The sequence below is a fragment of the Wolbachia sp. wLmal genome, from assembly GCF_049435495.1.
GTDB classification, from domain to species: domain Bacteria; phylum Pseudomonadota; class Alphaproteobacteria; order Rickettsiales; family Anaplasmataceae; genus Wolbachia; species Wolbachia pipientis.
Genome location: NZ_CP185405.1, coordinates 47022 through 73180 on the forward strand (window position 1 = coordinate 47022; position 26159 = coordinate 73180).

The following is a 26159-nucleotide window of genomic DNA, read 5'->3' on the forward strand; positions in this document are numbered from 1 at the left end:
TAGCTAGCGATGCAACAAAGCCGTCTGGGATCCAGAAAACTTAACTTTAAATAAGTGGCTGCATAATAAAGACTAGATTCCAGACTGGAATGACACCATAGAGGCACTGGGATGACATCCTTCCTAGTGGAGATTACTCTCAAATCACAATGTTCATACAGTTGTGGGCTTAACGGTATCTTTGCAGATACTATGGTAATTTATTCGGGAGATTTGCTGAGCGGTAAGATTTTTCCTGATATGCTGCAGTCTTCAGAAGCTAATTCCACAAATTTATCTGTTAGTTTATCAGGTAACACCAATTCAGATCCAGGAAATGCCTGCTCACTACCCACAGGTCCTTCCGTGTATACAGCATTTACACATAATTTTGTATGTTTTGTCTCAGATGCATATATCTGCACCATTATTTCTAGTGCAACTTTACTTGCAGCATACGGCATCCAATATGGATAAGAGGAAGGAGAAAGTGTCACTTCTGAGGTCATGAATATCGCTCTTCCAGCATTAGACTTTTTTAGCATTGGATCTAAGTTTTTTAGTAAGTACCAATTGGCAGTAAAATTTGTATTCATTACGTTCTGTAGCTCTTCAATCTCACAGTCATGAATGGGGTTCAGTTTGCCTAAAATTCCAGCACACGCAACTAATATATCAAGTGCTCCAGATTCTGATAATTTCAGGCTTTCTATCATGTTTGTCAGTATCTTTACATTCTCAAAGTCTAAAAGATCAAGCTGAATTAGTTTCACAGAGCCTTCTTTAAATTCTTCAAGCTCTTCAATTTCATTATATAGTGGCTTGAGATTATCAAGAGATCTTGAAATCAGAATCACACATGCACCTTCTCTTATAAACCTTTTTGCAACAGCAGAGCCTACTCCACCTGAAGCCCCGGTGATTAAAGCTACTTTACCTTCTAACTTACCCATTTCTTTCTCCTTAGCGAGATCCATTGAAATATTTTAGCTGAAAATTGAATTTTGCTCCATATATAAAAATCAAACTTAGCATATAAAAAAATAGTAATGACACTACAACACCACCTAAACTTCCATATATCAAATCCAGTTGGTCAAAGGAAGCTTTTAAATATTGCTTAAAAGCTGAAGCAGAAATCGTCCAAAGAATAACAGCTACACAAGATCCAGGAAATACGTCTGATAAATTTTGTTTTATGTTTGGTAACATAAAATATAGCCAAGAGACTACTGTGAAAAGTACAAATTCAATAAGTAAATACCTAGTATAACTTAGCCCCTGATAGGAAAAATCAATTAGCATTGGTACTAGTGTAGAAAACACTATAGTTAGAGTTATAATAAGCGTGATTACTAAAAATTGTAATATACTTAGTACTCTTCTTAATATATAAGGCGGCGAAACCGGAACTTTATAGGCCTTATTGAGTATTGTTCTAAGCCCTTCAATTGTCGATGAAGCGGTCCAAACAGCACCTACAATTGCTAAAGTTAGTAAGCTTTGCGGCGGGCCTGATATTATCTCCCTAATACGCGGCATCAAAGATGATAAAATATCCTGTGGCATGTTATCAATGATAAATACCCAGCCAATGTTGTACTGGTCTAAAAAATTTGCGAATGTTGACGCCACAGCCATTAAAACGATGAGAAAAGGAAATATTGATAACAGAATTAAAAATGATAAATACCCTGCATGCTCCACTCCATCATTATAAATTGTGTCAATCAAAGCACGATAAAGACAATAAACGATGCTGTAAAATTTCTGTAGCACTGTAATATAAACGAACCAAGAAAAGTATTCTAAATGAAATAAAGGATACTTTTAAGCAAAAAAATCCTCACCATTTACTTAAATTTAATCAAAATGGTAGATAATCCAGCATTAAATAGAAATTATCGGAGGCATAATGAAAAATTTTCTTCTACTTGTGGCATTAATTCTCTCCTTTGCATTTGATGCAAATGCTCCTCCTACTACTTTTGTTGATACAAATGATACAACATCATCGGTGATATGCAAGATAATAGGCTATACTCACGGCATAGGTGGCCCAATGATCACAATAGTGATAATTGGTGCAGCGTTGCTTGCAATATTCGGCAGAATGCCGTGGCCAGCGCTTTTTGCACTCGGTGCATTTACTGCTGTGTTTTTTGGCGCTCCTGTAGTCGTTTCAAAAATAACACCAGGAGGTGTGATTTGTGAAGACGGTGCAGTAAAGAATCATCCATAGAAATTATTGGAGGCATAAACATAGTTTTCTTTACTTGAAAGTGGTCAAGCTGACCACTTTCAGTGTCTATGAATACCTAATAAATTCTCTTTCTGTAATCATATCAGTTAAAGTCTGGATTCCAGCGCCACGCGCTAGAATGACAAGGCTTATCGTCATGTCACCGCGAACCGCCATACCGCGATTCATTCGCGGTATCTCAGCCGCTAACAAGTAGCGGAATAACGGTTGTCGTTTAGCTATGAATATTAAGAAATTTACCAAATAAAAAAAAAGGCAAAAGAAGCCCCGTGTTAGCTAGTTGTCACTCTCTAATCCTGCAAAATCGGCGCACTATACTGTCTTAAACGACTTATAAGCGCGTTTCAGCTTATATAGGTAAAAACCCAGAAATGTTGTGAAGACATAAGGTGCACACAGTGTAAAAAATTAAAAATAAGACGCCAACTACGTTGTTTTCCTGCTGTTTAATCTGCACAGATGAAGATAACTGAATACCTTCAGTATCATGATAAGGGGGCTGGCGAGGTTTGTCAAGGAAGTTTTGCATTTAATTCATTTGATAATTCAAAAAACTTGAAAGAATAAAGATAGTTATTAAAATTATCTTGATTTACATCAGTTATCCAAGTTTGACATTGAATACTTAACATTTCCTCTATTAACGCCTTTCTGTAATGTTTATCCAGATGAGACATTATATCGTCAAGCAGAAGAAGTGGTGCCTTATTGTAATGAATACACCTTGCTTTTACACTGGATAAAATAATAGAAAGCAGTAATAATTTTTGTTCTCCAGTGGAGCACAGATTTATTGGTACGTTTCTTTTTTGACAAAAAACCCGAAAATTATCGTTATGCACACCAAAGGTTACTCTACCAGTCAATGAGTCTTTTTCTCTGTTTTCCTTTAGACGATTCTGAAAATATTCTGCAGTATCGTTCAAAGTTAGCTGGCTGCTGAATTTCAAACTTGCCTTTGGAAAAAGCTCACTGGAATGGTTATCAATTGTGTCTTGTAATACTTTTAAAACAGACGATCGCATACGTAAAATACTAACTGCATTAACAGCCATTATGTTTTCAAGACTAGAGAGCCAATTTTCGTCCAAGGTGTTCTCTCTCAACAGTTTACTTCGCTCACGTTTAGCTTTTCTGTGTTTCATGTAGCAGCAAGTGTAATTTTCCTCAAACAGTGAGACTATACGGTCTAAAAATTTTAATCTGTCACTTGGAGAATTAAGAAGAACATAGTCCATTTGTGGAATCAGCCATATTACATTGGATATCTTATACAGAGATGAATAACTTGATTGCGTTTTTCCATCAATTTGTATTAGTTTCTTATCAAAACTCTTTGCGATACCAATTGAATTAAAATCCATTCCATTAAAAAAATCATAGTGCACTGCCCAATCTTCATTACTGAATCTATTTTGTATCTCACTGGCTTTTGCTTTTTTCATTCCATTGCTTTTAGCAAGCAACGAGATTGCTTCAAGTATATTAGTTTTACCAATACCGTTTTTGCCAGTTATTACAACTGAGCTATCATCTGAATCCAGTTCAAAGTTTGAGTGGCTACGAAAATTATGTAATTTCAGCTTTTTTATGTAGCAACGGGTAGCCATTAACCTATTCTTTAGTTTATATTCTCTTTACTTCTTCCAGAACCTCATCAACATGTCCACTAACTTTTACATTTTTCCAGATCTTCACTATTTTACCTTTTTTATCTATTAAAAAAGTAGTGCGTTCTATTCCCATATACTTTTTGCCAAACATACTTTTCTCTACCCAAACACCATATTTTCCCAACATTTCAGCATTCTCATCAGAAACTAAAGAAAACGGCAGAGAATATTTTGCTTTGAAGTTAGTGTGACATCTAACACTATCTTTTGATACACCAATTATCACTGTGTCAAGGAAAGAAAAATCATCTATTTTATCTCTAAAGCCTTTTGCCTCCATTGTACAACCCGGAGTATCGTCTTTAGGATAAAAATAAAGAACTACATTTTTTTTATCAAAAAATTCACTCAGTGATAAATTTTCACCAGAATCTGTTAGTAAGCTAAAATCGGGTGCATTATTTCCTACCGCTAATTCCATACCTTGCTCCATTAATAACACTTCTATCTATAGTAGTATATTGTAGTCAGAGTATCAAATTTTATATATAGCTAACAGATAAGATTCTTGATGGGGGCTTATTGATGAATTTCTGCCTACCTTCTCGGCTTGCCGCTTTTGATAAAGTGTGGTTTTCGTCTGATGTAAGGCCATATCAAATAGATCCTATCAAAAATCAATCGAATCTTCACATGTTTGTTCTTCATAAAAGAAGTTCAATGTTATCGTAGTACCAAGTTTTGCTTCACTTTTAATGTCAAAAGTTCCACCCATTAACTCTACTAATTTCTTGCTTAGCGGCAATCCGATGCCCGTACCTTCGTTTCTATACCCCGAATCTGCTTGGCCAAAAACAGACATAACTTTATATATGTCCTGCTGCATTATTCCTATTCCATTGTCATGAAACTCAATAGTTAATAAGTTTTTTTCTATATTTTCTTTTATCACCATTCTTATTAAACCATCTTTGGGAGTAAACTTGATTGAGTTTGATAATAAATTTATTATAACTTGTTTCATTCTCTTGGGATCTGCAATGACTAATAATTGTTTATTAGTCATCTCTTTTTTTAAATTAATCCCGGCTTCTTTTAATTTAGGTAATAGCATATTTACGCATGAATCCATTATTTTGTTCAGGTTAAACTTCACTTTTTCTACTGTTAAACTACTTGATTCAGCTTTAGAAAAATCGAGCACATCATTAATTAAGGTAAGTAAGTGTGTTCCTGCATTATATATATCGTCTGCATACTCCTTGTATTGAGAATTATCCATTGAACCTAAAGTTTTATTTTTGATCAACTCCGCAAATCCAATAATAGCATTAAGAGGTGTGCGTAATTCATGTGTAACGCTTGCAAAAAACTTTAGCTTGTTTGCATTTTCTTGCTCTAATGTCTCTTTTATCTGCTGTAATTCAATGTTAGTTTTATGTTGCTTGGCTAGCATTTGGGTATTAGAAAAGTGCAAATAGAACATTATTAATATTAAGATTATTAATAATAGGCCCAAAAATGTTAAAAACAGGCCATATGCTATAACATAAGAATTATTGTAGTTCCGAAGAATCTTCAAAAAAAACGACGGTTTAACGCTATTTTCATGGAATATAGGGAAAATAGAAGTTAATGTATTTCCTGTAGTATAAAATATTTCTTGGTTACTTAATAGTTTATCAATTTCATCGTTTGTAAGTAACTGTTCATAATCATAATCTTGAGTGTTAAAATTACTGAATATTATTCTGCCGTTTTGATCATACAGTATTAAGCTGAAATCCTTTACTTTGCTCACTGATTGTAATAATTCAGCACGTAGTTTTACTAGTTGGTTTATGTAGTCAAAATTTTTGTATTTAATGTGATGCTTTTCTATTAGTAAATAATGGTATTTTTTTATTGTGCCATTTTCCAGTACGCTTTTTAAGTTTACACTTGAATCACGGTAAGAAGAAAGGAAATTACTCCTTAGTAAATAATTACAATATATCACACTGAATAAAATCATAAAAATTGATGAGAATAATGCGATAACTTTTGTGTATTTGTTTTTCCCCAGTGCAGAAAACATTAATTTACCTATCTTATACATATCCTTACTCATTGCGAAACAACGGCTTTTATGTTATTAATAATAAAATTTAGCATATAATATTTTATGACAATTTCTCCTATTTTGCCAGTTTATTCTCCTGTTAATATAAATTTTTCTCATGGCAAAGGTATCTACCTATATGATGTTGATGGTGAGCGCTACGTAGATTTTCACTCCGGAATAGCCGTTAGTAGCTTAGGTCACACCAATTCACGATTAATTAGTGCTCTTAAATTGCAAGGAGAAAAATTATGGCATATATCAAATACCTATAATATACCTGCTGCCAATAATTTTGCAGAAAAATTAATAAACAATAGTTTCGCTGACACTGTATTTTTCTCAAATTCTGGATCAGAGGCAGTAGAATGTGGACTTAAGATTGCTAGGATCTATCAAAATGGAAAAGGCAATAAAAATCGTCACAGAATTTTAACATTTCATGGTGCATTTCATGGAAGAACCTTTTTAACTTGTGCTACAAACGATAAACAGAAATTTTCTGAATTACTAAATCCCTACATTGATTGGTGTGATAACATCGAGCCCAATATTGAGAGCGTAAAGAAAGCAATTTCAAGTGGTATAGGCGTTATATTAATAGAACCAATACAAGGGCAAGGTGGTATCAAAGTAATGAATGAAGTCTTTATGAAAGAACTAAGAAGGCTGTGTGATGAAAATGACATATTGTTATTTTTTGATTGCGTACAATGCGGTGCTGGTAGGACAGGAAAATTATTCGCATACGAACATATAGGAGTGGAACCTGATATATGTGCTCTTGCAAAGGGAATAGGCGGGGGGTTTCCGCTGGGGGCTTGTCTTGCAACTGAAAAGGCTGCTAAATATATGGCAGTTGGTATGCACGGTTCCACTTTTGGTGGCAATCCGCTTGCAACCTCAGTAGGTAATGCTGTGCTCGAAGAATTGCTCAGCCCCGGCTTTTTGAAAAATGTTGAAATTAGAGGTAAATACTTAAAAAATAAACTAGAAAACTTAGCAAGTAAATTTTCAATAATAGAAGAAGTGAGAGGGAAAGGGTTAATGCTTGGAATAAAAGTGAAAGCAGACAATCAAAAGTTTGCAGAAGAGTTAAGTCATCGTGGTTTACTCACTGTTGGAGTAACATCAGATAATGTTGTGAGAATTTTACCTCCACTCATTATCACTGAAAAAGAGATTGATGAAGGCATCGAGATTTTGACTCAATATTTATCTGAGAAATCTTCTGATTAGATACTTGCATTAATATGAACGACAATCTGGTATGCTTAGGAATTATTACCTCTCCTCACGGAATTAAAGGAGCTGTTAAAGTAAAAACCTTTACTGAAAAGCCTGAAAATATCTCCTTATATGGTAAGCTAATAAGTGGTGATGAGAATTATAAAATAGACTCAGTATCCGTCATAGGTGATAATTTAGTAATAGCTACAATAAGCGGAGTAAATTCCCGTAATGAAGCAGAGCTTTTAAGGAATAAGAAGCTATATATAGAAAGAAGCAAGTTACCAGAGCTAAATGATGAGGATGAATTTTACCAAAGTGACCTTGTAGATATGGAAGTAAGGCTGAAAAGTAATGAATTATATGGCTATGTAAAATCTGTGTATAATTTCGGCTCAGGGGATATATTAGAAATTTTAGTTATCAGCACAAAAAAACGTATTATGCTGTCTTTCACTAAAGAGATATTTCCACATATAAATATAAAGGGGAGGTATATAGTATTAAATATACCAGAATTTATTGACTAATAAAGACTTTGATATTTATATAAAGCTATTTATAATTGTAAGATCAAACTGAAAATGTAATTATGGCAGAAAGAGCTAACGATATTAGACCAGGTCAGGTGTTGGAACATAACGGCGGATTATTTTTGGTTGTAGGTATTATACATACTCAACCTGGTAAAGGTGGTGCATACATACAAGCCGAAATGAAAAACATCAAAACCGGAGCAAAACACTATGAAAGATTTCGTTCTGATGCAACAATCAGAAGGGCAATTTTAGATGAAGAGGAATATGTTTACCTTTTCACTGAAGGAAACATTGTAAATCTTATGCATCCAAGTAATTACGAGCAAATCACTATAAATTTGGACTTATTGGGAGAAAAAAAAATTTATTTACAGGATAACATGAAAATTAAAGTTGTAGCTTATCAAGACAAAATAATTTCTGCGCATGTGCCTGATTATGTTACACTTGCTGTGAAAGAAACAGAGTCTGTTATTAAAGGACAAACTGCTACTGCTTCTTATAAGCCTGCAATTTTGGAAAACGGAATGCGCGTTAACGTGCCTCAGTTTATAAAAGAAGAGGATAAAATTGTAGTATATACTCCAGATGACAGCTATTATGAAAGAGTGAAAGAGTAAAAAGAAGAATGTCCATCTCATCACCACGAATTAATGTGATGCTTGGTTCTGTGCGTAATGCTTCCAGGCAGCTTATGCGCGATTTTAATGAATTGCAAATTTCTAATGTTAAATCAGCAGACTTTATTAATAAAACTTATTCAAAATCCAAGCAAACCATATACGATTGCTTGCACGACTACAAACGAGACTATGGGTTTATTTCCGAAGATGATACTGATCAAGAAGTAAAAGATGACACTTATACCTGGTTTATTATGCCTATAGAGGGCAGGGAGAACTTTTCCAGTTGTATGGTTTATTTTGCAGTATCAGTCTGTCTCATTCATAAAAATAAAGTTGTGGCGGCTGTAATTGATGCTCCGGCTCTTGGAGAAACTTTTTGGGCAGAAGAAAAGAAAGGTGCTTTTCTTGAGGATTTTAGATCTCGTCATGTAAAAATGCGAGTGAAAAGCCGTGAAGGGGGTCTAATAGATGTAAGTGGTAATTTGTTAAATAAATTGCTGCCTGGCAATAGTAATGTACGCTCCATAGGTTCAACAATTTTAGGCTTTGCATACCTTGCGGCAGGAAGGCACAGTGGAATAATTTACTCTGGAGTTAACAAATATAAAGCCTTGCTCGGTAGACTTTTTCTGCAAGAAAGCGGTGGAAGGCTAACGGAAGACAACGGGCTAATCATTGCTGGAGATATAAAACTATAGCTAAAGTAATTTATGTTTACCTACAATTTGATAAGCGTAAAACTCGTCATTCCGCTACTTGTTAGCGGAATCCATGCTGAGATACCGCGAATAAATCGCGGTATGACGTAGGGCTGTACTAGCTGTAGCATAAACAGGCTACAGAGATAGACAACTTTTCGAAAACTTTTACAAGAGATTCTGTTAAATGCTCTATCATTTCATCGGTATGATAAGGTGTAGGGGTAATACGGAAACGCTCAGTTCCTCTTGGAACTGTCGGGTAATTTATATGTTGAACATATATTCCATACTCATCAAATAATAATTTTGATGCTTTTTTGGATAACTCTGAGTTGCCAATTATTATTGGAATTATATGAGTTTCTGTTGGAATGAAGTTAATTCCTGCATTTCTCAGTGAGTTTTTTACTTTTTCAACGACTTGCTTTTGCTTTTCCCTTTCAATGTTGCTCGATTTTAGGTGCTCAACGCTTGCCTTTGCTGCCGCTGCTAAAACAGGCGACATAGCAGTGGTAAAAATAAATCCTGGAGCGGAACTTCTTATTACATCTACCAAGCTCTTTGAAGACGCTATATACCCACCCATCACTCCAAAAGCCTTTGATAGTGTACCTTGAATAACGGTTATTCTATCCATCAGGCCTTCTCTTTCTGCAATTCCGCCACCATGTGAACCATACATGCCAACTGCGTGCACCTCATCCAAATAGGTAATTGCATTATGTTGATCTGCAAGATCGCATATTGCTTTAAGCGGCGCTATATCGCCATCCATTGAATATACGGATTCAAGTGCTATTATTTTTGGTGTCTTTTTGTCTATAGACTTGAGTAACTGCTCTAGATGATTAACATCACTGTGTTTAAATATATGTTTTGGCCTTTTTCCTGATTTTATGCCTTCTATCATCGAAGAATGGTTCTTCTCGTCTGAAAAAATTACTACGCCCGGAATAACAGACGATAAAGTGCTAAGTGTTGTCTGGTTAGCGAGGTAGCCACAAGCAAAAGTTAAAGCAGCCTCTTTTTTATGCAAACAAGCTAAGGATTTTTCAAGTTCAACAACCTCTTTTGTTGTACCAGATATATTTCTTGTTCCTCCAGCACCAACAGATGAATTTTGGATAGCGGCAATTACACTCTCATTTTGTGACATTCCCAAATAGTTATTACTGCACCAGACTATTACTTCCCTATTTCTTTCATAGTCCATAATGTGGGGAAGCCTACCTGGCAATGACGCAAAGTGCGTAAATTCACGGTAGCGCCCCTCATCTTTTATATCTTTGATTTTGTTTAAGAATATTTCTTCGTAGTTTACCAAGTTTTTATTCACTAATAATTAATACAATTATAACAAATTATTAAATGGTAAACTACAATATTTATTATACAGATACGGTAGTAGATGCTTCCTTCGTGTTGAAAGGTTTGTCAACCTTGTTGTTTTCAACTTGGCTTTTAGGTGTACAGCAGTATATAACTGCAGCAGCAACCAGACAACAAGCTCCAACTGCTATTCCTGCAGCTAGCATTTCCAAATAAACTGCAATAGCTACTCCTGAAACAACTCCAGCTACTGCTAACGTCCATGTAGCTATGGTAGGCCACTTACTCTTTTGCGTATTTTGTGTTGCAGTAATAGAGGTTGATTGATTGTTTATAGCACTAGTTTTTTCTACTGCTGCAGGCTTTTCCTTACTGTTAATAACACCTCCAATTGTAGACACATTGTCAGCATTCGAAGAAACTTCACTTACCCCCAACTTCTTTTCACAACCCGTAATTTCTGGAGTTGTGGTAAGTGCACTATTGCTTCCGGTATTATTAGAACTTGTAGATTGGTCTCCTGAATTTGGCAAATTGTTGTTCAGTGAAATATTAACATTACCTTGTTTTGTATTATGGTTTTTAATTTCTTTTACAATTTCTTCTACTTTACCCTTACAGGGACCTTCTTTATTTTTTACATATTGTAGTACAAGAGTAGGAGAGTTACTTTTTAGAATATTTTCGAGTTCTTCTCTTGAGTTAGTACTGGTTTTGCTTATAAGTTTATTAATCTTTTTCTTAACAGGACCAGCAAGTCGCGGAACATCCTTTTTTTCGCTGCCTTCACCCATTTCACCCTCCTTAAAATTATTGCTAATGAGCTCTTCTGTCGAGCTCTCTCCATTATCCATAATATTTTTTCCTCTGTCCACAATATTTTTTCTGTCTGCTTACTGCCAGCACTTTCAAGTCCTGGATTTTCTGATAGAATGTCACTTGTTATAACTGGAATTTCTAATTCATCTGCAACGTTATTACTTCTTTTTCGTATTATAAAAGTTCCAGGAGTTTGGCACATTTCATCCCACAAATCTTGACGTTCATGACAGGAATATTTTTGCACATCAATAGAAAATTGCAGAATATTTCTAATTTGCATTAAACTGAATATTAGATCAATATTCTTTTGACGTTTATTGTCTTTTGGATCTTTAGTGTATTCATCATACACTATGCAAGCAGTCTGAACTAATCCATTTACAATACCTGGAAGACGGCTGTTATATTCACGTAAAGCTTCAGATTGCAATAATTTGTTTTCCTTTTCCAGATCTTCTATGCGCTTTTCTATGCTAGATTTAAAAATCTTACACTCCTCTTGAAAAATTACGTTAATTGCACCCTCTTCTGTGTATAAGTAACATACTTCCTTGACTAAGGAGTAATCTTCTTGGCCTATTGAGTAGTGTGTTGCATTTTTCAGTATATTCTGTATGACCGGCCTAATCACTTGCTCATTATGTGATACGTTTTGATGGATTTCTTTAGTGTAAAAAAGCACCTCGACTATAACGTCTGTGTTTGTGTATTCAACATTAGACAATGCAATGAGGATTGATTCGTGTATGTTATCAAATTCGTTATTTTTAAATTTTTGATTGAGATAGCCGATAACATCATTGCTGCATTTAGCACATTTTTCACACAAGTGCTCGATAAATGCAATATTACCAGCATCCAATGCAGTTTTCAGAATTAAATCATAAATTTCTTTTCTGCCACGAGCTCCTATATTTTTCAGGATTTGTTGCCCTAGTATTGTAATAACTTTATCATCCGCAAATGCTTGTTCATATACATCGTAAATGGCATGATCTGCACTATTAGTGTATCGTTTGCACAGGTATTCAATGACAGATGTGTGTTCCTGGCTTATCGCAGTTTCTAATAAAGTAACAAAACTCTTTTTTAATAACTCTTCTGTTGAGGCTTTTTTAGTTAGCTTATTAATATATCTTTCAAATGCACCCAGCACTATCGTGATGAATTCTTCATTTTTGATCAGAGACGCTGTTTCAAGCACACCATACAAAGAATCAGGATTACTTGTTTTTAACACCTGTCCAAAATCTCTTAAAACGTATTCGACAAAAACTGCATTTAATAATTCTTGCTCTTTTCTTAATGCTATAACTGAGAAAAAACCAATCTTATTAGGTTCGACAAGTTGTATAGTTTGATCTTTTAATCTTCCATAAACTCCATCGGTACCATGGAATTTTTCTATAAAAGCTTCAATATATTTTTGACCACCAACAAGGAGAGGTAAAAGACTTAAATTTCCTTCAGCAAAAAGAAAATCCTGATATTGCTCTACTAGCTTGTCATTAGCTGCAATTGCCAATAGTACCAATTCTTTTACTGAATAATCATATTTGAAACCCTCTTGATCAAATTTATATTGTGATAGTACATTTGAATATATATGTTGATGGTTGCTTCCGTTTTGTAACTCCAAATTAAGTTGATTTGAACAGAAATCTTTGAGATTTTCATTATCCAGCGTAATAGACCTGCCTTCATAATCTTCAATATTTTGTACAACCTTGTCTAATTCTTCACAATTATCTTCTTGTATAGCTTGATTTAAGATATTTATAATCTCAGCAAAAGTTAAGTTTTTAGGAATGATACCATATGAATCTTCATCTTTTAACTCTAGTAAACGACCTATCACAACCATCAGGAAAGTTTGCAAGTATTGCATTCTCTAAACTTAGATCTTCAGGGGTGTGCTACATGGAGTAGCTGGTATCTCTTGACTTTCGCTATCTAAAACTTCAAACTCTTCTTCAATACCTGAACCTTCAGAATCTGGTTTTTCAAAACCATGCCAACTTTTGATTAATCTTTCAGAATTTGATTGGCCCTGTGAAGTTGTATCTTGTGATACAAAGTCTCTAAAATTGGAACCAAACATGTTTTACCTCCTAACTAGCAGCTAAGCTAAGTATAGCATTAAACAGAAATCTTGCCAAGCAAATTATTCAGTCTCTTAGCAAAGCTGCTCGCGTCATCCATCTCTTCGCCTTCCACGATGCAAGCTTGGTAAAACAATAAGTGAACCATGTCCTCCAATGTTGGGTTTTCACCACTTTCAGCATAAGATTTCATTATACTCTTTATTACAGGATGCTTAGTGTTAATTTCAAGCATCTTTGGCGTGCGGTAATTTAGCTGCTTTTGTTCACGCAAAAAACGCTCCATGCGAAGATCCATAGCACCTTCATCAACCGCTAGGCATACGGGACTATCAGTCAATTTTTTGGAAATTTTTACGCTTTTTACTGAATCTCCAAGCACTGTGGTAAAATATTGCAATATAGTTTCCTCAGTTTTTTCTTCATTCGATTTGTTTTCTTCATTTTTCTTATCTTCTTCTGAAGAGAATTTTTCCAAATCAACATCAGCGCGAGTCACAGACTTAAACTTTTGATCTTTATATTCATGAATTACACTAGTCCAGAAATCATCCACTGGATCAACGAACAGAAGAACCTCCAGCCCTTTACTGACGAACCCCTCAAGTTGCGGACTGTTTTTCACTGAATCGAGGCTATTTCCGGTGAGATAATAGATATGTTCCTGCTCAGGCTTCATTCTGCTTATATAGTCATCAATGCTGACTAATTTCTCATCACCAGTACTATGAAATCTGCAAATTGAGAGTAGTGCTTCTCTCTCATCAGTTGGCATAGCTTCACAAAGACCTTCCTTTAAAACTGCACCAAAATTGGTCCAGAATTTTGTATATTCCTCTAAATTCTCTTTTGCTTTTTTACCGAGCTCTGATATCACACGCTTAGTGAGAGATTTTCTGATCTGCTCAACAACACGATTATTCTGCAGCGTTTCTCTGCTGATATTAAGAGGCAAGTCCGGTGAATCAACCGCGCCTTTCAGAAAACGCAAGTATTGTGGTATAATCTGTACGTTATCTTCAGTGATAAATACTTTATTTACATATAACTTCACAGAGCAACGTCTATCTGGATGGAATAAATCAAAAGGTTTTATAGAAGGAACATAAAGCAAATTTGTATATTCTATTGCACCTTCATTTTTATTATGCAATATCATCCAGGGCTCCCCGCCAACGTGGGCAACACTGCGGAAAAAATCGTTGTGCTCCTCTTGAGTAACGTCATTTTTTGGCTTAGTCCAAATTGCAGCCTTACTGTTTAACTTTTCACTTTTTCCTTCTTCGTCTATAAATTCAACAGGAAAATTTATGTGATCAGAGTAAGTAGTGACAATATTTTCAACACGAAATTTATCTAAAAACTCGTTTTCTTCAGGATGCATAATGAGCGTAATTTTGGTTCCGCGAGGGACTTGATTATCTGACTTGCTGATTGAATATTCCCCATCTCCTTTGGATTGCCAGATCCAAGACTCCTCTTCTCCAGCTTTTCTCGATTCTACTATTACTTCTGATGCAACCATAAAGCTTGAGTAAAAACCAACACCAAACTTCCCAATCAGCTCCACAGTTTGGCTTGAATCCTTGCTATTCTTAATCGCATCCAAGAACTTTTGCGTACCAGAGCTTGCAATTGTACCAAGATTGTCTATTAAATCCTGTCTATTCATTCCAATGCCATTATCAGTGATATATAGCTCGTTCTTATCTTTATTGGAGCTGATAGTGATTTTTAATTCGTCACTCAAATCTAGCAAATTAGGGTTTAGTTGAGATTCATAGCGCAACTTATCACATGCATCTGATGCATTTGATATTAATTCACGCAGAAAAATGTCTTTATTGGTGTAAAGTGAATGAATCACTATATTCAGTACTTTCCCCACCTCAGCGTCAAATTTTAAATTTTCAGTTTCTTGTACATTATGCATTTTGAGCTCCATTATTTGCCTACCACCCTAATAATTTAAGTATTGAATCACGATCTTTCAAGGTCACGTACACCAAAATTAATGTGGGTGTAGTTATTATGACACCCAATTTATGGGATCTCTTGCATAACAAACTTTTGGCAGCGCATTGGATGAAACGAAAAAACTTGCTTGACAAACTCCGCCAGCCCTCTTATCATGAAACTGAAGCTATTTATTTATCTTCGCAATCTCTGCAGTGGGTTAATGACAAAAAAACTTGATGTATTTGGCGTAAATCATGCTTAATTTTTTGCACTATGTGCACCTCATGTCTTTATCAAATTTCTAGCTACACAAGCTGAAATACGCTATTTAAAACATCAAAAAACGCCAACTTAAAAAATGGATAGTGAATAATTAGCTACCCTAGGGTTTCTTTGCCTTTTTTTCGCTTGGTAAATTTTTTAATACTTAGATTAGTTGCAATTTAAGAGACCAGAAATGGTCAGTGCTTGGCACTGGAATAACGTCCTCCTTTGTTATCCCAGCGCCCAGACACTGGGATCCAGGAAACTTAATTGCAAGTAATGCATTGGATTTGGTGAGTATGGGTTTTATGTTATAGAATGAAACACTTTTGGTGAATTTGTAAAGAAAACTGGATCCCAGTGTTTGGGCACTGGGATGACACCATTTGTTGTGTTTAACAAAGTTCGTACTTAGCTTCATATTAGCCGTAAATATTTAAAAAATTTACCAAGCGAAAAAAAGGCAAAGAAACCCTAGGGTAGCTAATTATTCACTATCCATTTTTTAAGTTGGCGTTTTTTGATGTTTTAAATAGCGTATTTCAGCTTGTGTAGCTAGAAATTTGATAAAGACATGAGGTGCACATAGTGCAAAAAATTAAGCATGATTTACGCCAAATACATCAAGTTTTTTTGTCATTAATCCACTGCAGAGATTGCGAAGATAAATAAATAGCTTCAGTTTCATGATAAGAGGGCTGGCGGAGTTTGTCAAGCAAGTTTTTTCGTTTCATCCAATGCGCTGCCAAAAGTTTGTTATGCAAGAAGTCTAATGAATCGCGGTATGACGTCTTAGCTATAGATGCTGGTTTGTGTGATTTCAAGAGAAGTTTAGTAGATAAGTTGTGTTTTAAACCAGATTCGGTATTTTAAACTGAACATTTTCAGTAATACCACCTGGCATAACTGAAATTTTTACACTCAGGTTTACTTTTAGGTAGTCTATTAATTCATCAACTAATATGTCAGGAGCGGAAGCACCTGCGGTGATTCCTATCTTTTCTACGCCCTGAAACCAGCTTTTATTCACACAGCTGTAATTATCAATCAAGTAGGCTCTTTTTCCTCTGGCAGTGCACAGATCTAATAAGCGGTTTGAATTTGAGCTATTTTTACTTCCTACAACTAATACCATGTCTACAATTTCAGCTAGCTTTTTAACAGCATTTTGTCTGTTTTGCGTTGCATAGCATATGTCCTTTAAATCTGGACCTGTTATGCCTGGAAACCTTAATTTCAAGGCAGCAATAATGTCACGGGTATCGTCGATGCTTAACGTAGTTTGTGTAACATAAGACAAATTATCTGGATCTTTAACCTTTAAATCATATACATCCTGCAAAGTTTGCACTAAAGTGATAGGATTGTTTACTCTTCCCCTAATTCCCTTAACTTCTGGATGGTTTTCATGCCCAATGAGAATTAATTCTTTACCACTGTTTTCATACCTTTTTGCTTCTTTATGCACTTTGTTGACTAAAGGACATGTTGCATCAATCACTTGAATACCCTTTCTTTTTGCCTCATCTTCTATATTTTTTGATACTCCGTGCGCGCTGAAGATCAGTATTCCTTCATTACCTTCAATTTCCTCGATACTGCTTACAAAAACCACTCCTTGTTTCTTAAAGTCCTCTACTATATATTTATTGTGAACAATTTCGTGTAGCACATAAACTTGGCGCTCGTTTTTGTATTTTTCTAAAGTAATAGCTAATATGTCCACAGCTCTTTTTACCCCGGCACAAAAACCTCGTGGTTCAGCTAAGATGACTTCCATTTTTGTCAAATCAAGTAAATATGCAAGCATTACTTAAAAATAAGCTCCGCTCACTGTGTTTTATAGTACCATTATTTATATTTTATATAATAATTATTTTTCGCATATTCTCTTTAACATTTGATCAACCTACTACTTCAGAAAATTTTAGAAAAGATAATATAGTACATAAACAACCTGATATTTTAGATAGAAATGGAGTGGTAATAGCAACAAATGTGCCCACAACATCACTATATATAGATGCAACCAAAGTAAAGAATCCGGAAAGTATAGCAGCACAACTGTGTTCTACTTTGCATGACCTCGAATACAAGAACTTATATAGAGTACTTACTTCAGAAAAGAAATTTGCTTGGATAAAGCGGCACTTGACTCCAAAAGAATTACTAGCGATCAAAAACGCTGGTGTACCAGGAGTAAATTTTTATGACGACATAAAGCGTATATATCCTCACAGTAATTTATTTTCACACGTGCTTGGTTACACTGACATAGATGGCAACGGTATTGCAGGAGTTGAGGCATATATAAGTAAAAATAATGAGCAAGAAAAGCCCATAATACTATCCTTAGATACACGAGTGCAAAGCATAGTGCATGAAGAGCTAACTAAAGCTGTAAGCAGATATCAGGCACTTGGCGGAGTAGGAATTGTTTTAAATGTGAGAAATAGTGAAGTTATCTCGATGGTCAGCCTACCTGATTTTAATCCCAACTTACAGAATAAGGCAGAAGACGTACAAAAGTTTAATCGCGCCAGTCTTGGGGTATATGAGATGGGGTCGGTATTAAAATACTTTACAATAGCCGCAGCGCTTGATGCGAACGCTACAAAAACTAGCGATTTATATAACGTATCAACACCAATCACCATTGGAAAGTATAAAATTCAGGATTTTCATAAATCTAAAATTCCAAAAATTACTGTGCAAGATATATTTGTAAAATCATCCAACATTGGTGCAGCAAAAATTGCAGTCAAACTAGGTATTGAAAAACAGGTAGAATACTTTAAAGCTATGAAGCTATTTTCTCCTTTGAAAATAGAAATACCAGAAAAATCCACACCGATAATCCCGGATAAATGGAGTGAAAACACTTTAATAACAGCATCTTATGGTTATGGCATAGCTGTAACTCCTATACATCTTGCACAAACTGCAGCAGCATTAATCAACAATGGGATATTTCATAACGCAACCTTGATGTTGAATAAAAGAAGTATAGGAGAGCAAATTATCTCAAGAAGAACTTCCAGGGAAATGAGAAAATTATTACGTGCAGCAGTAACAGATGGCACTGGCAGAAAAGCAAAAATAAAGGCATATTCAATAGGAGGAAAAACTGGATCGGCGGAAAAAGTTGTAGATGGTAAATATAGCAAAGATGCAAACATAGCATCATTTATAGGAGTGCTAACTATGCTTGACCCAAGGTACATAGTGCTAATTGCTATTGATGAGCCTCAAGGAATGCACCATACCGGGGGAATAATTGCTGCGCCTATAGTAAAAAACATTATAAATAGAATAGCGCCTATACTAAATGTTACACCTGAGATGTAAAATTATGATTGCTTTACTACAACTTCAAATTTATCATCACCAAAATCCTTATTAATATACCAAGAACCATCATCTTTAGTTACAAATTCAAGACCTTTAAGGTCTTTTTTTATTGTCTTTCCATTTTGACCATCAATAGCGATATTAATATCGAATGTAATAATGTCTAGATTTATCATAGCTTCTTTCCCGCTGCACGAATTTAGACTGAACTTGCCTGACATGACATCATTAAAACTCACTTTCCCTGTATAGACATCACACTGACCGTCCACACAACACGTAGTTTCAATATAGAAAAGGTCTGACATATAAAACACCTCACGTTTATAAAAAAAGAGCTAAAGCCCTACGCCATACCGTTATAGTCAGTAAACCTAGAGCACTTTAGCCATAATACAGCTAAGAATGTAAAATTCAACAGTTAATTGTGTAAGGAAGTCTAAATTACTATATCTTAGAGGAATGGCTGTTTAGTTTTTTTTGTTAATCTTTTTTACCATGCTGTCAATCATATGCTTTATCCCTTGATATACAGAGTATGTACTTTCGTCGCTACGCATATAAGCAGAACAGGAAAATACATTATGTTCTTCGTCTTCTATTGATAACTCTGTATCGCATTTTATGTGCTCGCCGCCAAGCCTTTCTATCAACTGTTCTCTGTCATCTCCTATAGTTACCTTAACCTTACTTTCTTCTTTACCTATCTTGCTACTTAAAATTGAAACAATGATGGCTGGAGATATGCATATCGCTCCTATTGGCTTTTTTGTAACAAAAAATTCTGAAACTAATCTTTCAAATTCAGGCATTACTGTCACCATGTCTTTACTTTCAGCTAAGTCAGATAAATTTTTCGCAACCCCGTATCCACCAGGTACAACTAGCATGTCAAAATTTTCAGCTTTGGCTTCTTTTAAGTCATATATTTCGCCTCTTGCGATTCTTGCTGCTTCCACAAGTACATTCCTTTTTTCTTTTGTTGCCTCTTTTGTTCTATGATTCATAACTTGTGTGATATTGATATCAGGTGCAAAGCATTTAACATCCACTTCCTGCTGATCAAGCACAAGCAAACTTAAAACCGCTTCTCTTACCTCTACACCGTCAAGGTGACCACACCCTGATAAGACCACAGCAGCTTTTAATTTTTTTTCACCCATAAAGTACCTTGATTTCATATAATCTAGATATTTTAATACAAATTCTATATTTGGAAAGGGGTATATTATATCAATTATAATATAATTAATGATTAGTATGTATAATTAGGCATATTTATAATCAACGAAGCTGAATATGGAATCTAGCAATAGTATGTTTTTTGACACTGACTATCCAGAACTAAGAAAAGCTATTTCAGATATAATAGAAAGTATTGCACAATCCTCACAAGAGGGGAAAAAAGAGTTATTTACAACCCTATCAGAACAAGTTAAAGGGATGAACCTCAAAGATTTAGGTTTAGCAATTAATGACCAAGGCTTGCAAAAGGAGGTAAATAAAGAATTATTTATAAAACTCATTGAAGAAGCACTTAAAGATTTAACTTCTGAAAATGTTGACTCAAAAATAATAGAAGAGGCGTTAAAATCTGTTAACCAACAAGCAATAAGTAATGTTATAAATAATAATAAAGGTCCACTGGATAATCTAGTCAATTATTCTAAATCAGCCTCTGCAAATAAAAAATTAGAATAGCTTCTGCCGTAATGGTATTAGGAGCAGCATTTTCTCCGCTTATTGTCCTTGCTACATTAATAGCGCTTGTGGCTATTGGAGCACGTTATGTAGGAATAGGTATAGGAAAGGCAGGGGAAAAAATAAAAGAAGGAGCGATTGAAGCAGGAAAAGCAGTGAAAAGTTCATATAAGGATTTAATAGATAAATTACCTGAGGTTCAAAGAAGAGAAAATAATTTTGAAAAGTTAATAAGTAATTTAATGGAAAAGAATCTTGAAGCTGATGAAGGAGAAAGAACAATGCTTAGTAATGAAATAAAAATAATAAAAATGCTTCAGAATCAAGAGCAACTAGCAGCAATAGGACAGTTAATAAGGGAAGATAAGGCTGGTCTTTTGAACAATCTTATGAGCAAGGGTACTAGTACTCATGAGGAAGATATGGAGAAACTTGTAGGTTTTATGAGCGAATTTCAACCTAAAATTATGGCAATTGGTAGTGACATAAAAGAGGTAGAACAAAAAGTTAATGAGAAAGCTCAGGAAATGAAGCCAAATTCTCACTTAGGTATTTCAAGTGCTGCACGAGTTAGTGAAGGAGGAATCACAGGACCAAGTTGATGCATTTTTTTACGCAAAAATTACTATCAGAAAGTGGGGTTACGCTACTCCTTTTTATCCACTTTTTTGAGCAATCCACTTCCACATCTAACACACATCTCAGTGATTATAATATCCAATTTTTGATCATGTTTTTCTACAGGTAAATCTTTACAATATTGTTTCTCATAGGCTACACCTATAAATATTTTTCCAAGTGGCCGCAGTTTTTCTATCATTGTATCATACCAACCACCGCCAAAACCCAATCTATTAAAATGATCATCAAAAGCAATAACAGGAGTAATGATTGTGTCGGGAATTACATCTTCATTTGTTTCGTTCCATTCCTCAAATTTTAGTAACTTATTTTTATTAGGAATTGCTACTTTATAATCTAAATCGAGTAAACTATGCATCAAAGGCACAACATCTATTTCCTCATCCATTGGAATGTAAGCTGCTATTGTTTTGCCTTTAACGTAGCTTAAGTTCTGATTAAAGAGATTAATAAGGGAATTTGCCGCATAACTGGAATAACTTTCATCAATATCTTTTCTTATAGCTCTATATTGCTCTCTTATTTCCTTTTTGTGCTGTTTAATATCTTTGAACATGATCTATCCATTTCGCAGTAAGTTTTTCTTGTAAACTATTTTGCTTCAAGCGCTCACTTAAAAAATCAAAGTCAATAAATTCCATATCCTGGTCTTGATTACTGCAGCTATAAACAAAACTCCTTTCTCCTGTTTTCGCATTTATATGCTGCTGCACACACTGAGCGCAGATTTCTTTCATCATACACTGCATAGGAGAATTAACTGACGATATTGCTATATGACTTGACTTCAGATATGGCTTTAAAATTGTTTTTCTAGCTTCATTCACAGCTTTCATCATTTTATCAGAACCAATAGTGATAATTTTATCTATAACGTTCAAATTAATACCTAATCTTCCTTGTTGATAAGAGACTATTGCATCAACTATATTACCATGAAAGGATTTATCTTGATCTCTGCTTGTTTCTATCAATCCTTCTTCACATGCCCAAACTACTGCATTTGATGCACGCTCTATCAGTGCTCGTTTAAATACATCACTTAACTTCTTATAGCCAGCGAAGTACAAAACCTTGTTATTATTTTCAAGACATGCCTTCCCTATCGAAAATAACACTGCATTTCCAACTCCACCACCAATTAGCATTATATTCTTCATGTGCTATTTTAACTACATTTGTTCAAATTTTTTGAAATTTTATAGAACAAAGTAATTTATATAGTTCTATACACAAAGACAGAGACAAGGACACTCTCTGACTTCAACTATACCGATAACTGATAGCTGCATTTTTACGCATATCATCTAATAACAAGTTGCTTTGTATCATAATCTTTTGTTGGTACATTTTCTGTTTGATTGCTTCTATACCCGCTACATTACTCTTGATATCACACAACATCATCAACTTTGCAGTGCCATTTTCTCTCAATTCTACTATTTCATTCACACTTGTTTTACTAAATAAAATCTGTAAATCAGGATTTAAATCTCGCATTTTTATTTCAAATTCTTTTGCGTTTGGCAGCTTAAAATTATCTGCTAATTTATCAAAATTTAAACAATTAACTTTTTGCTCCTTGAGATTATCTAATAAACTTTCTGAACCTTCAACCACAATCTGTTTTAATTTTAAAGTGCTTTCCAGCAGTGCATGATTAGGTTGTACTTTATCTATTACTTTTATAACGGAGTAACCTTCACTGAAACTGAATGGACCTGCTATGTCGCTGGTTTCTAATCCTTCTAAAACGCTCTTGAGTTTTCCTTTTAGCTGACTTAAATTAACTGTTGCTTTACGCATCTTTATTGGAGATTCTGGGTTATTACTGTTGCGTAATTTTTTTACTAAATCTTCAGCTATACCATAAACGTCCTTGTCTTTTTGATCAGGAATTATAAACTCTTGGAACGTGATAAGATAATCCGGCTTTTCTGCTTGCCTTTTTACATCATCTACTTCTTTATCGCTTATATTAATAAATGGCACAATTCTTACTTCAATAATTTTGCTCCACAGTAACTGACATTTTATTTGTTTTCTTAAAATACCAAGATCTATATTATGCTTCTCTATGTATTGATCAACTTCATTAGCCTTAAGTTTAAAACTTTGGGTTAAAAATAACATAATAGCATTATCTAACTCCTCGTTGCTCAATTTTATATTCAGCCTCTGTGCTTCATTGATAATGATAATTTCGTCTATTAGCTCCCTAAGAATTTGAGGCTTTGCTTCTTTTTGATTAACACTTTGAGTGCCAAACAATGAATTTATAAAGTTGATGCGTTTTTCGATATCTAAATTTGAAATTGGTTCACCATTTACATCTGCAACAATTTCAATCTCGGTTGCAAGCAACCTAAGTGGCAACACTATCAACAGTAAAATTAGTATTTTATACATACAAGTAAAGTTGTTTAGTTAATAACCAATTCTATAATAAATACTGAGTCAATGCTAGCCAACTTTTTAATAGTGATCTCAGTGACAATGGAAATAAAAACCATTGCAACAAAATCAGGTACGCTGGTAAATAGGCTAAAAACATGCTAATATAGCGAATTTAAACCGTGCTAAAAACAGTATACGGAAGGAGAGGGATTCGAACCCTCGATACGACTTTTGGGTCGTATAACGGTTTAGCAAACCGCCGCCTTCAGCCGCTCGGCCACCCTTCCAAATTTAGAACCTAAAGATTATATAATACCAAGACCTCTACCACCTGTCTAATGCTTTTAATTGCAATATTTGTATCTGTTCAGATGCATGGCTAATGCTGAAACAAAAATTCCAGTGCTCCCTTTCTTGTCATCCCAGTGTCACGCACTGGGATGACATCGTTTACTATGTGCCATATTGCAATGTTCGTGCAGTTGTGCGCGGTATAGATTCCGCTAACGAGTAGCGGAATGACGAATTTGTTATTTTTCAAATCGTAGAGCCACTTTAGCTATAAATCAACAAAAACTAATTTCCGCTTTTAATAGAGCTTGCAACAATTTGTTTTGCTTCTTCTACACCAACCCATTCTCCAACTGCTACCGTTTTTCCCTTTTCTAGATCTTTATAATGAGAAAAGAAATGAGTAATTTTATCTAGTAGGCTTTTAGATAAGTCAGAATAGTCCTTTATATTGTCATAATAGCTATCAACACTGGAAACAGGCACTGCTAATATTTTCTCATCTTCTCCTTTTTCATCTTTAGTGAGTAATGCGCCTATTGGACGTACCGATATTAAAACACTAGATGCTAAGGGAAATTGAGTTAGCACCAAAACATCCACAGGGTCACCATCACCTGCGCAGGTATTTGGTATAAATCCATAATTGCAAGGATAAGTCATTGAGGTAGATAAAAATCTGTCAACTTGTAACAACCCAAGCTCTTTATTAAATTCATACTTTACAGGCTCAGCATTTGCACTTATTTCAATTACCACATTCACCGCATTTGGTCCCGCTGTTATTTTACTTAAATCCATAAATCACCTCTTAACTTAAGATTATACAATATATGCTTTTAAGTTGCTACATTTATGTAATTCTAAACTTATTTTGCACGGGCTGTCCTAAATTTTCATTCGTCATCTTATTGACTGTTGAAAGTGGTGGTTCCTGTGATAATTGAAATAAAGCATATACTATTACGATAGTAAGCACTGCAGCAATTACTAGATTAGCAAAATTATCCTGTGGTAGGACACCTTTTATTGGATTAGATAATTTTTGCTCCATAAAGAAATAATCAGCAACATATAACCCAACAGATAATACAAACATACCTAAAATAAGTTTACAGACTGTGTTTTTATGGTCTTTTTCTTTTTTCTTGCTGGTGATAGGATTTGGCCTACATTCATTCTCTTCTTGCAGCACTGAGTAGTATATATTATCAGGGCTCGTTATTAATTGTTCAAATTCATCACTATTTTGGTTTTTTAACAGTTGCTCTAGGGTGTTTTTTGTATTTATAGGATATATTAATCCATCCATTTTCAATGCTTTCTCTTGCCGATCCACATTCTCATGGTCGATTGTATATTTATCTCTACTTGATAATCCGATCATGTGTAATTTGCCAGCTAAGAACATTATATAGCTCTCTATTAACTGATTCTCACATATCTCTAATACTTCTCTTTTTACTGTTTTGTTAGATGACGAAAGTTCTTTATAGTGACCACCCAAAGAAAAGAACAATGCTATATCTTTATCTGCTTTTATGTCATGAATGGAATAATAGCTGCTGATAACGCACTTATTTAATGCAAATTCTCTGTCATATTTGTTTAATGTATTTCCTTCACTTAGTAACTTTCTAAGACCAATGAGTACTTTATTTTCAAAATCTTCTTCTGTTTTAAATATTGGTTCTCTCTTTGGATTTGCTAAGATGTTAAGTAAATCTAATTTTCTTCCATCTACTACTTCATTTATATATTCATTTAACTCAGATCCTTTAATAACTTCATATATTTTATCTATGACATCTTTAGTATTCAGGTTATTGTTTTCACTTAGAATTTGATAAGCTTGAGCATAAATTAAAAACAGCCCTTGTAGACTAAATTTTAAGTTAAAATATTTATCTAATGGTTCCTCTTTTTTTCTAATGAATTCAGACAAACCAAAATGATTTCTGTGATCCATAAAACGACCTAAGTCAGTATGTTGAAAGCTACCTAAAAAAATAAATAACGTCTCTAATAAATTACCCTTACCAACAATTTTTATTAGTTCTTCAATTTCTTTTATCATTGCTGAAACCTATAATGTTCTACTTTATAGTATAAGGGATACATGGCAAAATAGCAATAAATGTTATTAGACTTCTTGCATAACCCAAACTAAGTAGAAAAAGGTATAGCTATACCGCCGCGGCACTAACAAGAGATCCCGCTAACACGTAGCGGGATGACAAGGCTTATCG

General features: G+C 34.5%; 28 protein-coding genes and 1 tRNA gene. 8 read left to right on the forward strand and 21 right to left on the reverse strand.

Going from position 1 to position 26159, the window contains the following annotated elements:
* Positions 1–200: 200 nt before the first annotated feature.
* Both ACEL90_RS00210 and ACEL90_RS00215 read right to left on the reverse strand, forming a co-directional pair.
* Positions 201–956: an SDR family oxidoreductase gene (locus ACEL90_RS00210; RefSeq protein ID WP_423348957.1), complete on the reverse strand. Its 756-nt coding sequence runs from the start codon at positions 954–956 to the stop codon at positions 201–203.
* Complete coding sequence (locus ACEL90_RS00215; protein ID WP_155969484.1) at positions 943–1758, reverse strand: YihY/virulence factor BrkB family protein; 816 nt, start codon at positions 1756–1758, stop codon at positions 943–945. Before ACEL90_RS00215 ends, ACEL90_RS00210 begins: the two co-directional genes overlap by 14 nt.
* A 136-nt stretch (positions 1759–1894) precedes the next feature.
* Between ACEL90_RS00215 and ACEL90_RS00220 the strand changes: the two genes are divergently transcribed.
* Positions 1895–2221: a TrbC/VirB2 family protein gene (locus ACEL90_RS00220; RefSeq protein WP_265024241.1), complete on the forward strand. Its 327-nt coding sequence runs from the start codon at positions 1895–1897 to the stop codon at positions 2219–2221.
* Positions 2222–2754: 533 nt separating this feature from the next.
* On the opposite strand, the gene recF is transcribed toward ACEL90_RS00220, so the two are convergent.
* The 3 genes from recF to ACEL90_RS00235 all read right to left on the reverse strand — a co-directional run bounded on the left by recF (position 2755) and on the right by ACEL90_RS00235 (position 5953).
* On the reverse strand, positions 2755–3852 hold the full coding sequence (recF, locus tag ACEL90_RS00225; RefSeq protein WP_423348958.1) for a DNA replication/repair protein RecF: 1098 nt from the start codon (positions 3850–3852) through the stop codon (positions 2755–2757).
* A gap of 16 nt (positions 3853–3868) precedes the next feature.
* Positions 3869–4336, reverse strand: a complete 468-nt coding sequence (bcp, locus tag ACEL90_RS00230) for a thioredoxin-dependent thiol peroxidase (protein ID WP_264339215.1) — start codon at positions 4334–4336, stop codon at positions 3869–3871.
* A gap of 189 nt (positions 4337–4525) precedes the next feature.
* On the reverse strand, positions 4526–5953 hold the full coding sequence (locus ACEL90_RS00235) for a sensor histidine kinase (protein ID WP_423349309.1): 1428 nt from the start codon (positions 5951–5953) through the stop codon (positions 4526–4528).
* 66 nt (positions 5954–6019) lie between these two features.
* Between ACEL90_RS00235 and ACEL90_RS00240 the strand changes: the two genes are divergently transcribed.
* From ACEL90_RS00240 to ACEL90_RS00255, 4 genes are all read left to right on the forward strand, one after another.
* Entirely contained in the window at positions 6020–7195 is a 1176-nt protein-coding gene (locus ACEL90_RS00240; RefSeq protein ID WP_423348959.1) for an aspartate aminotransferase family protein, read from the forward strand.
* A gap of 14 nt (positions 7196–7209) precedes the next feature.
* A complete protein-coding gene (gene rimM, locus ACEL90_RS00245) occupies positions 7210–7716 on the forward strand; it encodes a ribosome maturation factor RimM (RefSeq protein WP_006279718.1) in 507 nt (168 codons plus the stop codon).
* 62 nt (positions 7717–7778) lie between these two features.
* Positions 7779–8345 carry an elongation factor P gene (gene efp, locus ACEL90_RS00250; RefSeq protein WP_423348960.1) on the forward strand — a complete coding sequence of 189 codons (567 nt, stop codon included), beginning with the start codon at positions 7779–7781 and terminating at the stop codon, positions 8343–8345.
* Positions 8346–8353: 8 nt separating this feature from the next.
* Positions 8354–9049, forward strand: a complete 696-nt coding sequence (locus ACEL90_RS00255) for an inositol monophosphatase family protein (protein ID WP_423348961.1) — start codon at positions 8354–8356, stop codon at positions 9047–9049.
* A 118-nt stretch (positions 9050–9167) separates the two neighbouring features.
* On the opposite strand, the gene hemA is transcribed toward ACEL90_RS00255, so the two are convergent.
* The 7 genes from hemA to ispH form a co-directional block, all read right to left on the reverse strand.
* The gene (gene hemA, locus ACEL90_RS00260) at positions 9168–10376 is read right to left on the reverse strand and encodes a 5-aminolevulinate synthase (protein WP_423349310.1); all 1209 of its coding nucleotides are present in this window, start codon (positions 10374–10376) and stop codon (positions 9168–9170) included.
* Positions 10377–10440: 64 nt separating this feature from the next.
* Positions 10441–11175: a TomO hydrophobic C-terminal domain-containing protein gene (locus tag ACEL90_RS00265; protein ID WP_423348962.1), complete on the reverse strand. Its 735-nt coding sequence runs from the start codon at positions 11173–11175 to the stop codon at positions 10441–10443.
* On the reverse strand, positions 11100–13067 hold the full coding sequence (locus ACEL90_RS00270) for a host RNA manipulator TomO (RefSeq protein ID WP_423348963.1): 1968 nt from the start codon (positions 13065–13067) through the stop codon (positions 11100–11102). Before ACEL90_RS00270 ends, ACEL90_RS00265 begins: the two co-directional genes overlap by 76 nt.
* 33 nt (positions 13068–13100) lie before the next feature.
* Positions 13101–13304: a hypothetical protein gene (locus tag ACEL90_RS00275; protein ID WP_423348964.1), complete on the reverse strand. Its 204-nt coding sequence runs from the start codon at positions 13302–13304 to the stop codon at positions 13101–13103.
* Between the two features lie 38 nt (positions 13305–13342).
* Positions 13343–15238 (reverse strand): molecular chaperone HtpG, encoded by a 1896-nt coding sequence (htpG, locus tag ACEL90_RS00280; RefSeq protein ID WP_423349311.1) that lies wholly within the window; start codon positions 15236–15238, stop codon positions 13343–13345.
* A gap of 453 nt (positions 15239–15691) precedes the next feature.
* Positions 15692–15949 (reverse strand): hypothetical protein, encoded by a 258-nt coding sequence (locus ACEL90_RS00285; protein ID WP_423348965.1) that lies wholly within the window; start codon positions 15947–15949, stop codon positions 15692–15694.
* A gap of 429 nt (positions 15950–16378) precedes the next feature.
* Complete coding sequence (gene ispH / locus ACEL90_RS00290) at positions 16379–17308, reverse strand: 4-hydroxy-3-methylbut-2-enyl diphosphate reductase (protein ID WP_423349312.1); 930 nt, start codon at positions 17306–17308, stop codon at positions 16379–16381.
* A gap of 20 nt (positions 17309–17328) precedes the next feature.
* Between ispH and ACEL90_RS00295 the strand changes: the two genes are divergently transcribed.
* Positions 17329–18876 (forward strand): peptidoglycan D,D-transpeptidase FtsI family protein, encoded by a 1548-nt coding sequence (locus tag ACEL90_RS00295; protein WP_423348966.1) that lies wholly within the window; start codon positions 17329–17331, stop codon positions 18874–18876.
* A gap of 2 nt (positions 18877–18878) precedes the next feature.
* Here the strand turns inward: ACEL90_RS00295 and ACEL90_RS00300 are convergent, their stop codons facing one another.
* Positions 18879–19187, reverse strand: a complete 309-nt coding sequence (locus ACEL90_RS00300; RefSeq protein WP_423348967.1) for a hypothetical protein — start codon at positions 19185–19187, stop codon at positions 18879–18881.
* 162 nt (positions 19188–19349) lie between these two features.
* Entirely contained in the window at positions 19350–20042 is a 693-nt protein-coding gene (elbB, locus tag ACEL90_RS00305; RefSeq protein ID WP_423348968.1) for an isoprenoid biosynthesis glyoxalase ElbB, read from the reverse strand.
* A 136-nt stretch (positions 20043–20178) separates the two neighbouring features.
* Here elbB and ACEL90_RS00310 point away from each other — a divergent pair, with 136 nt between their 5' ends.
* Positions 20179–20580, forward strand: coding sequence for a hypothetical protein (locus tag ACEL90_RS00310; protein ID WP_423348969.1), 402 nt, complete (start codon positions 20179–20181; stop codon positions 20578–20580).
* Between the two features lie 11 nt (positions 20581–20591).
* Positions 20592–21182, forward strand: coding sequence for a hypothetical protein (locus ACEL90_RS00315; RefSeq protein WP_423348970.1), 591 nt, complete (start codon positions 20592–20594; stop codon positions 21180–21182).
* A 44-nt stretch (positions 21183–21226) separates the two neighbouring features.
* Here ACEL90_RS00315 and ACEL90_RS00320 read toward each other — a convergent pair whose 3' ends face one another.
* The 7 genes from ACEL90_RS00320 to ACEL90_RS00350 form a co-directional block, all read right to left on the reverse strand.
* Positions 21227–21778, reverse strand: a complete 552-nt coding sequence (locus ACEL90_RS00320) for a 5-formyltetrahydrofolate cyclo-ligase (RefSeq protein WP_155968432.1) — start codon at positions 21776–21778, stop codon at positions 21227–21229.
* On the reverse strand, positions 21762–22382 hold the full coding sequence (locus tag ACEL90_RS00325) for an oxidoreductase (protein ID WP_155968434.1): 621 nt from the start codon (positions 22380–22382) through the stop codon (positions 21762–21764). Before ACEL90_RS00325 ends, ACEL90_RS00320 begins: the two co-directional genes overlap by 17 nt.
* 103 nt (positions 22383–22485) lie before the next feature.
* Complete coding sequence (locus ACEL90_RS00330; RefSeq protein WP_423348971.1) at positions 22486–23631, reverse strand: SurA N-terminal domain-containing protein; 1146 nt, start codon at positions 23629–23631, stop codon at positions 22486–22488.
* A gap of 184 nt (positions 23632–23815) precedes the next feature.
* Positions 23816–23906: transfer RNA gene (locus tag ACEL90_RS00335), tRNA-Ser, on the reverse strand.
* A 92-nt stretch (positions 23907–23998) separates the two neighbouring features.
* On the reverse strand, positions 23999–24160 hold the full coding sequence (locus ACEL90_RS00340) for a hypothetical protein (protein ID WP_010963140.1): 162 nt from the start codon (positions 24158–24160) through the stop codon (positions 23999–24001).
* Between the two features lie 35 nt (positions 24161–24195).
* Positions 24196–24711, reverse strand: coding sequence for an inorganic diphosphatase (gene ppa, locus ACEL90_RS00345; RefSeq protein WP_209473293.1), 516 nt, complete (start codon positions 24709–24711; stop codon positions 24196–24198).
* Positions 24712–24763: 52 nt separating this feature from the next.
* Positions 24764–25987, reverse strand: coding sequence for a WD1261 family protein (locus tag ACEL90_RS00350; RefSeq protein ID WP_423348972.1), 1224 nt, complete (start codon positions 25985–25987; stop codon positions 24764–24766).
* Between the last annotated feature and the right edge of the window lie 172 nt (positions 25988–26159).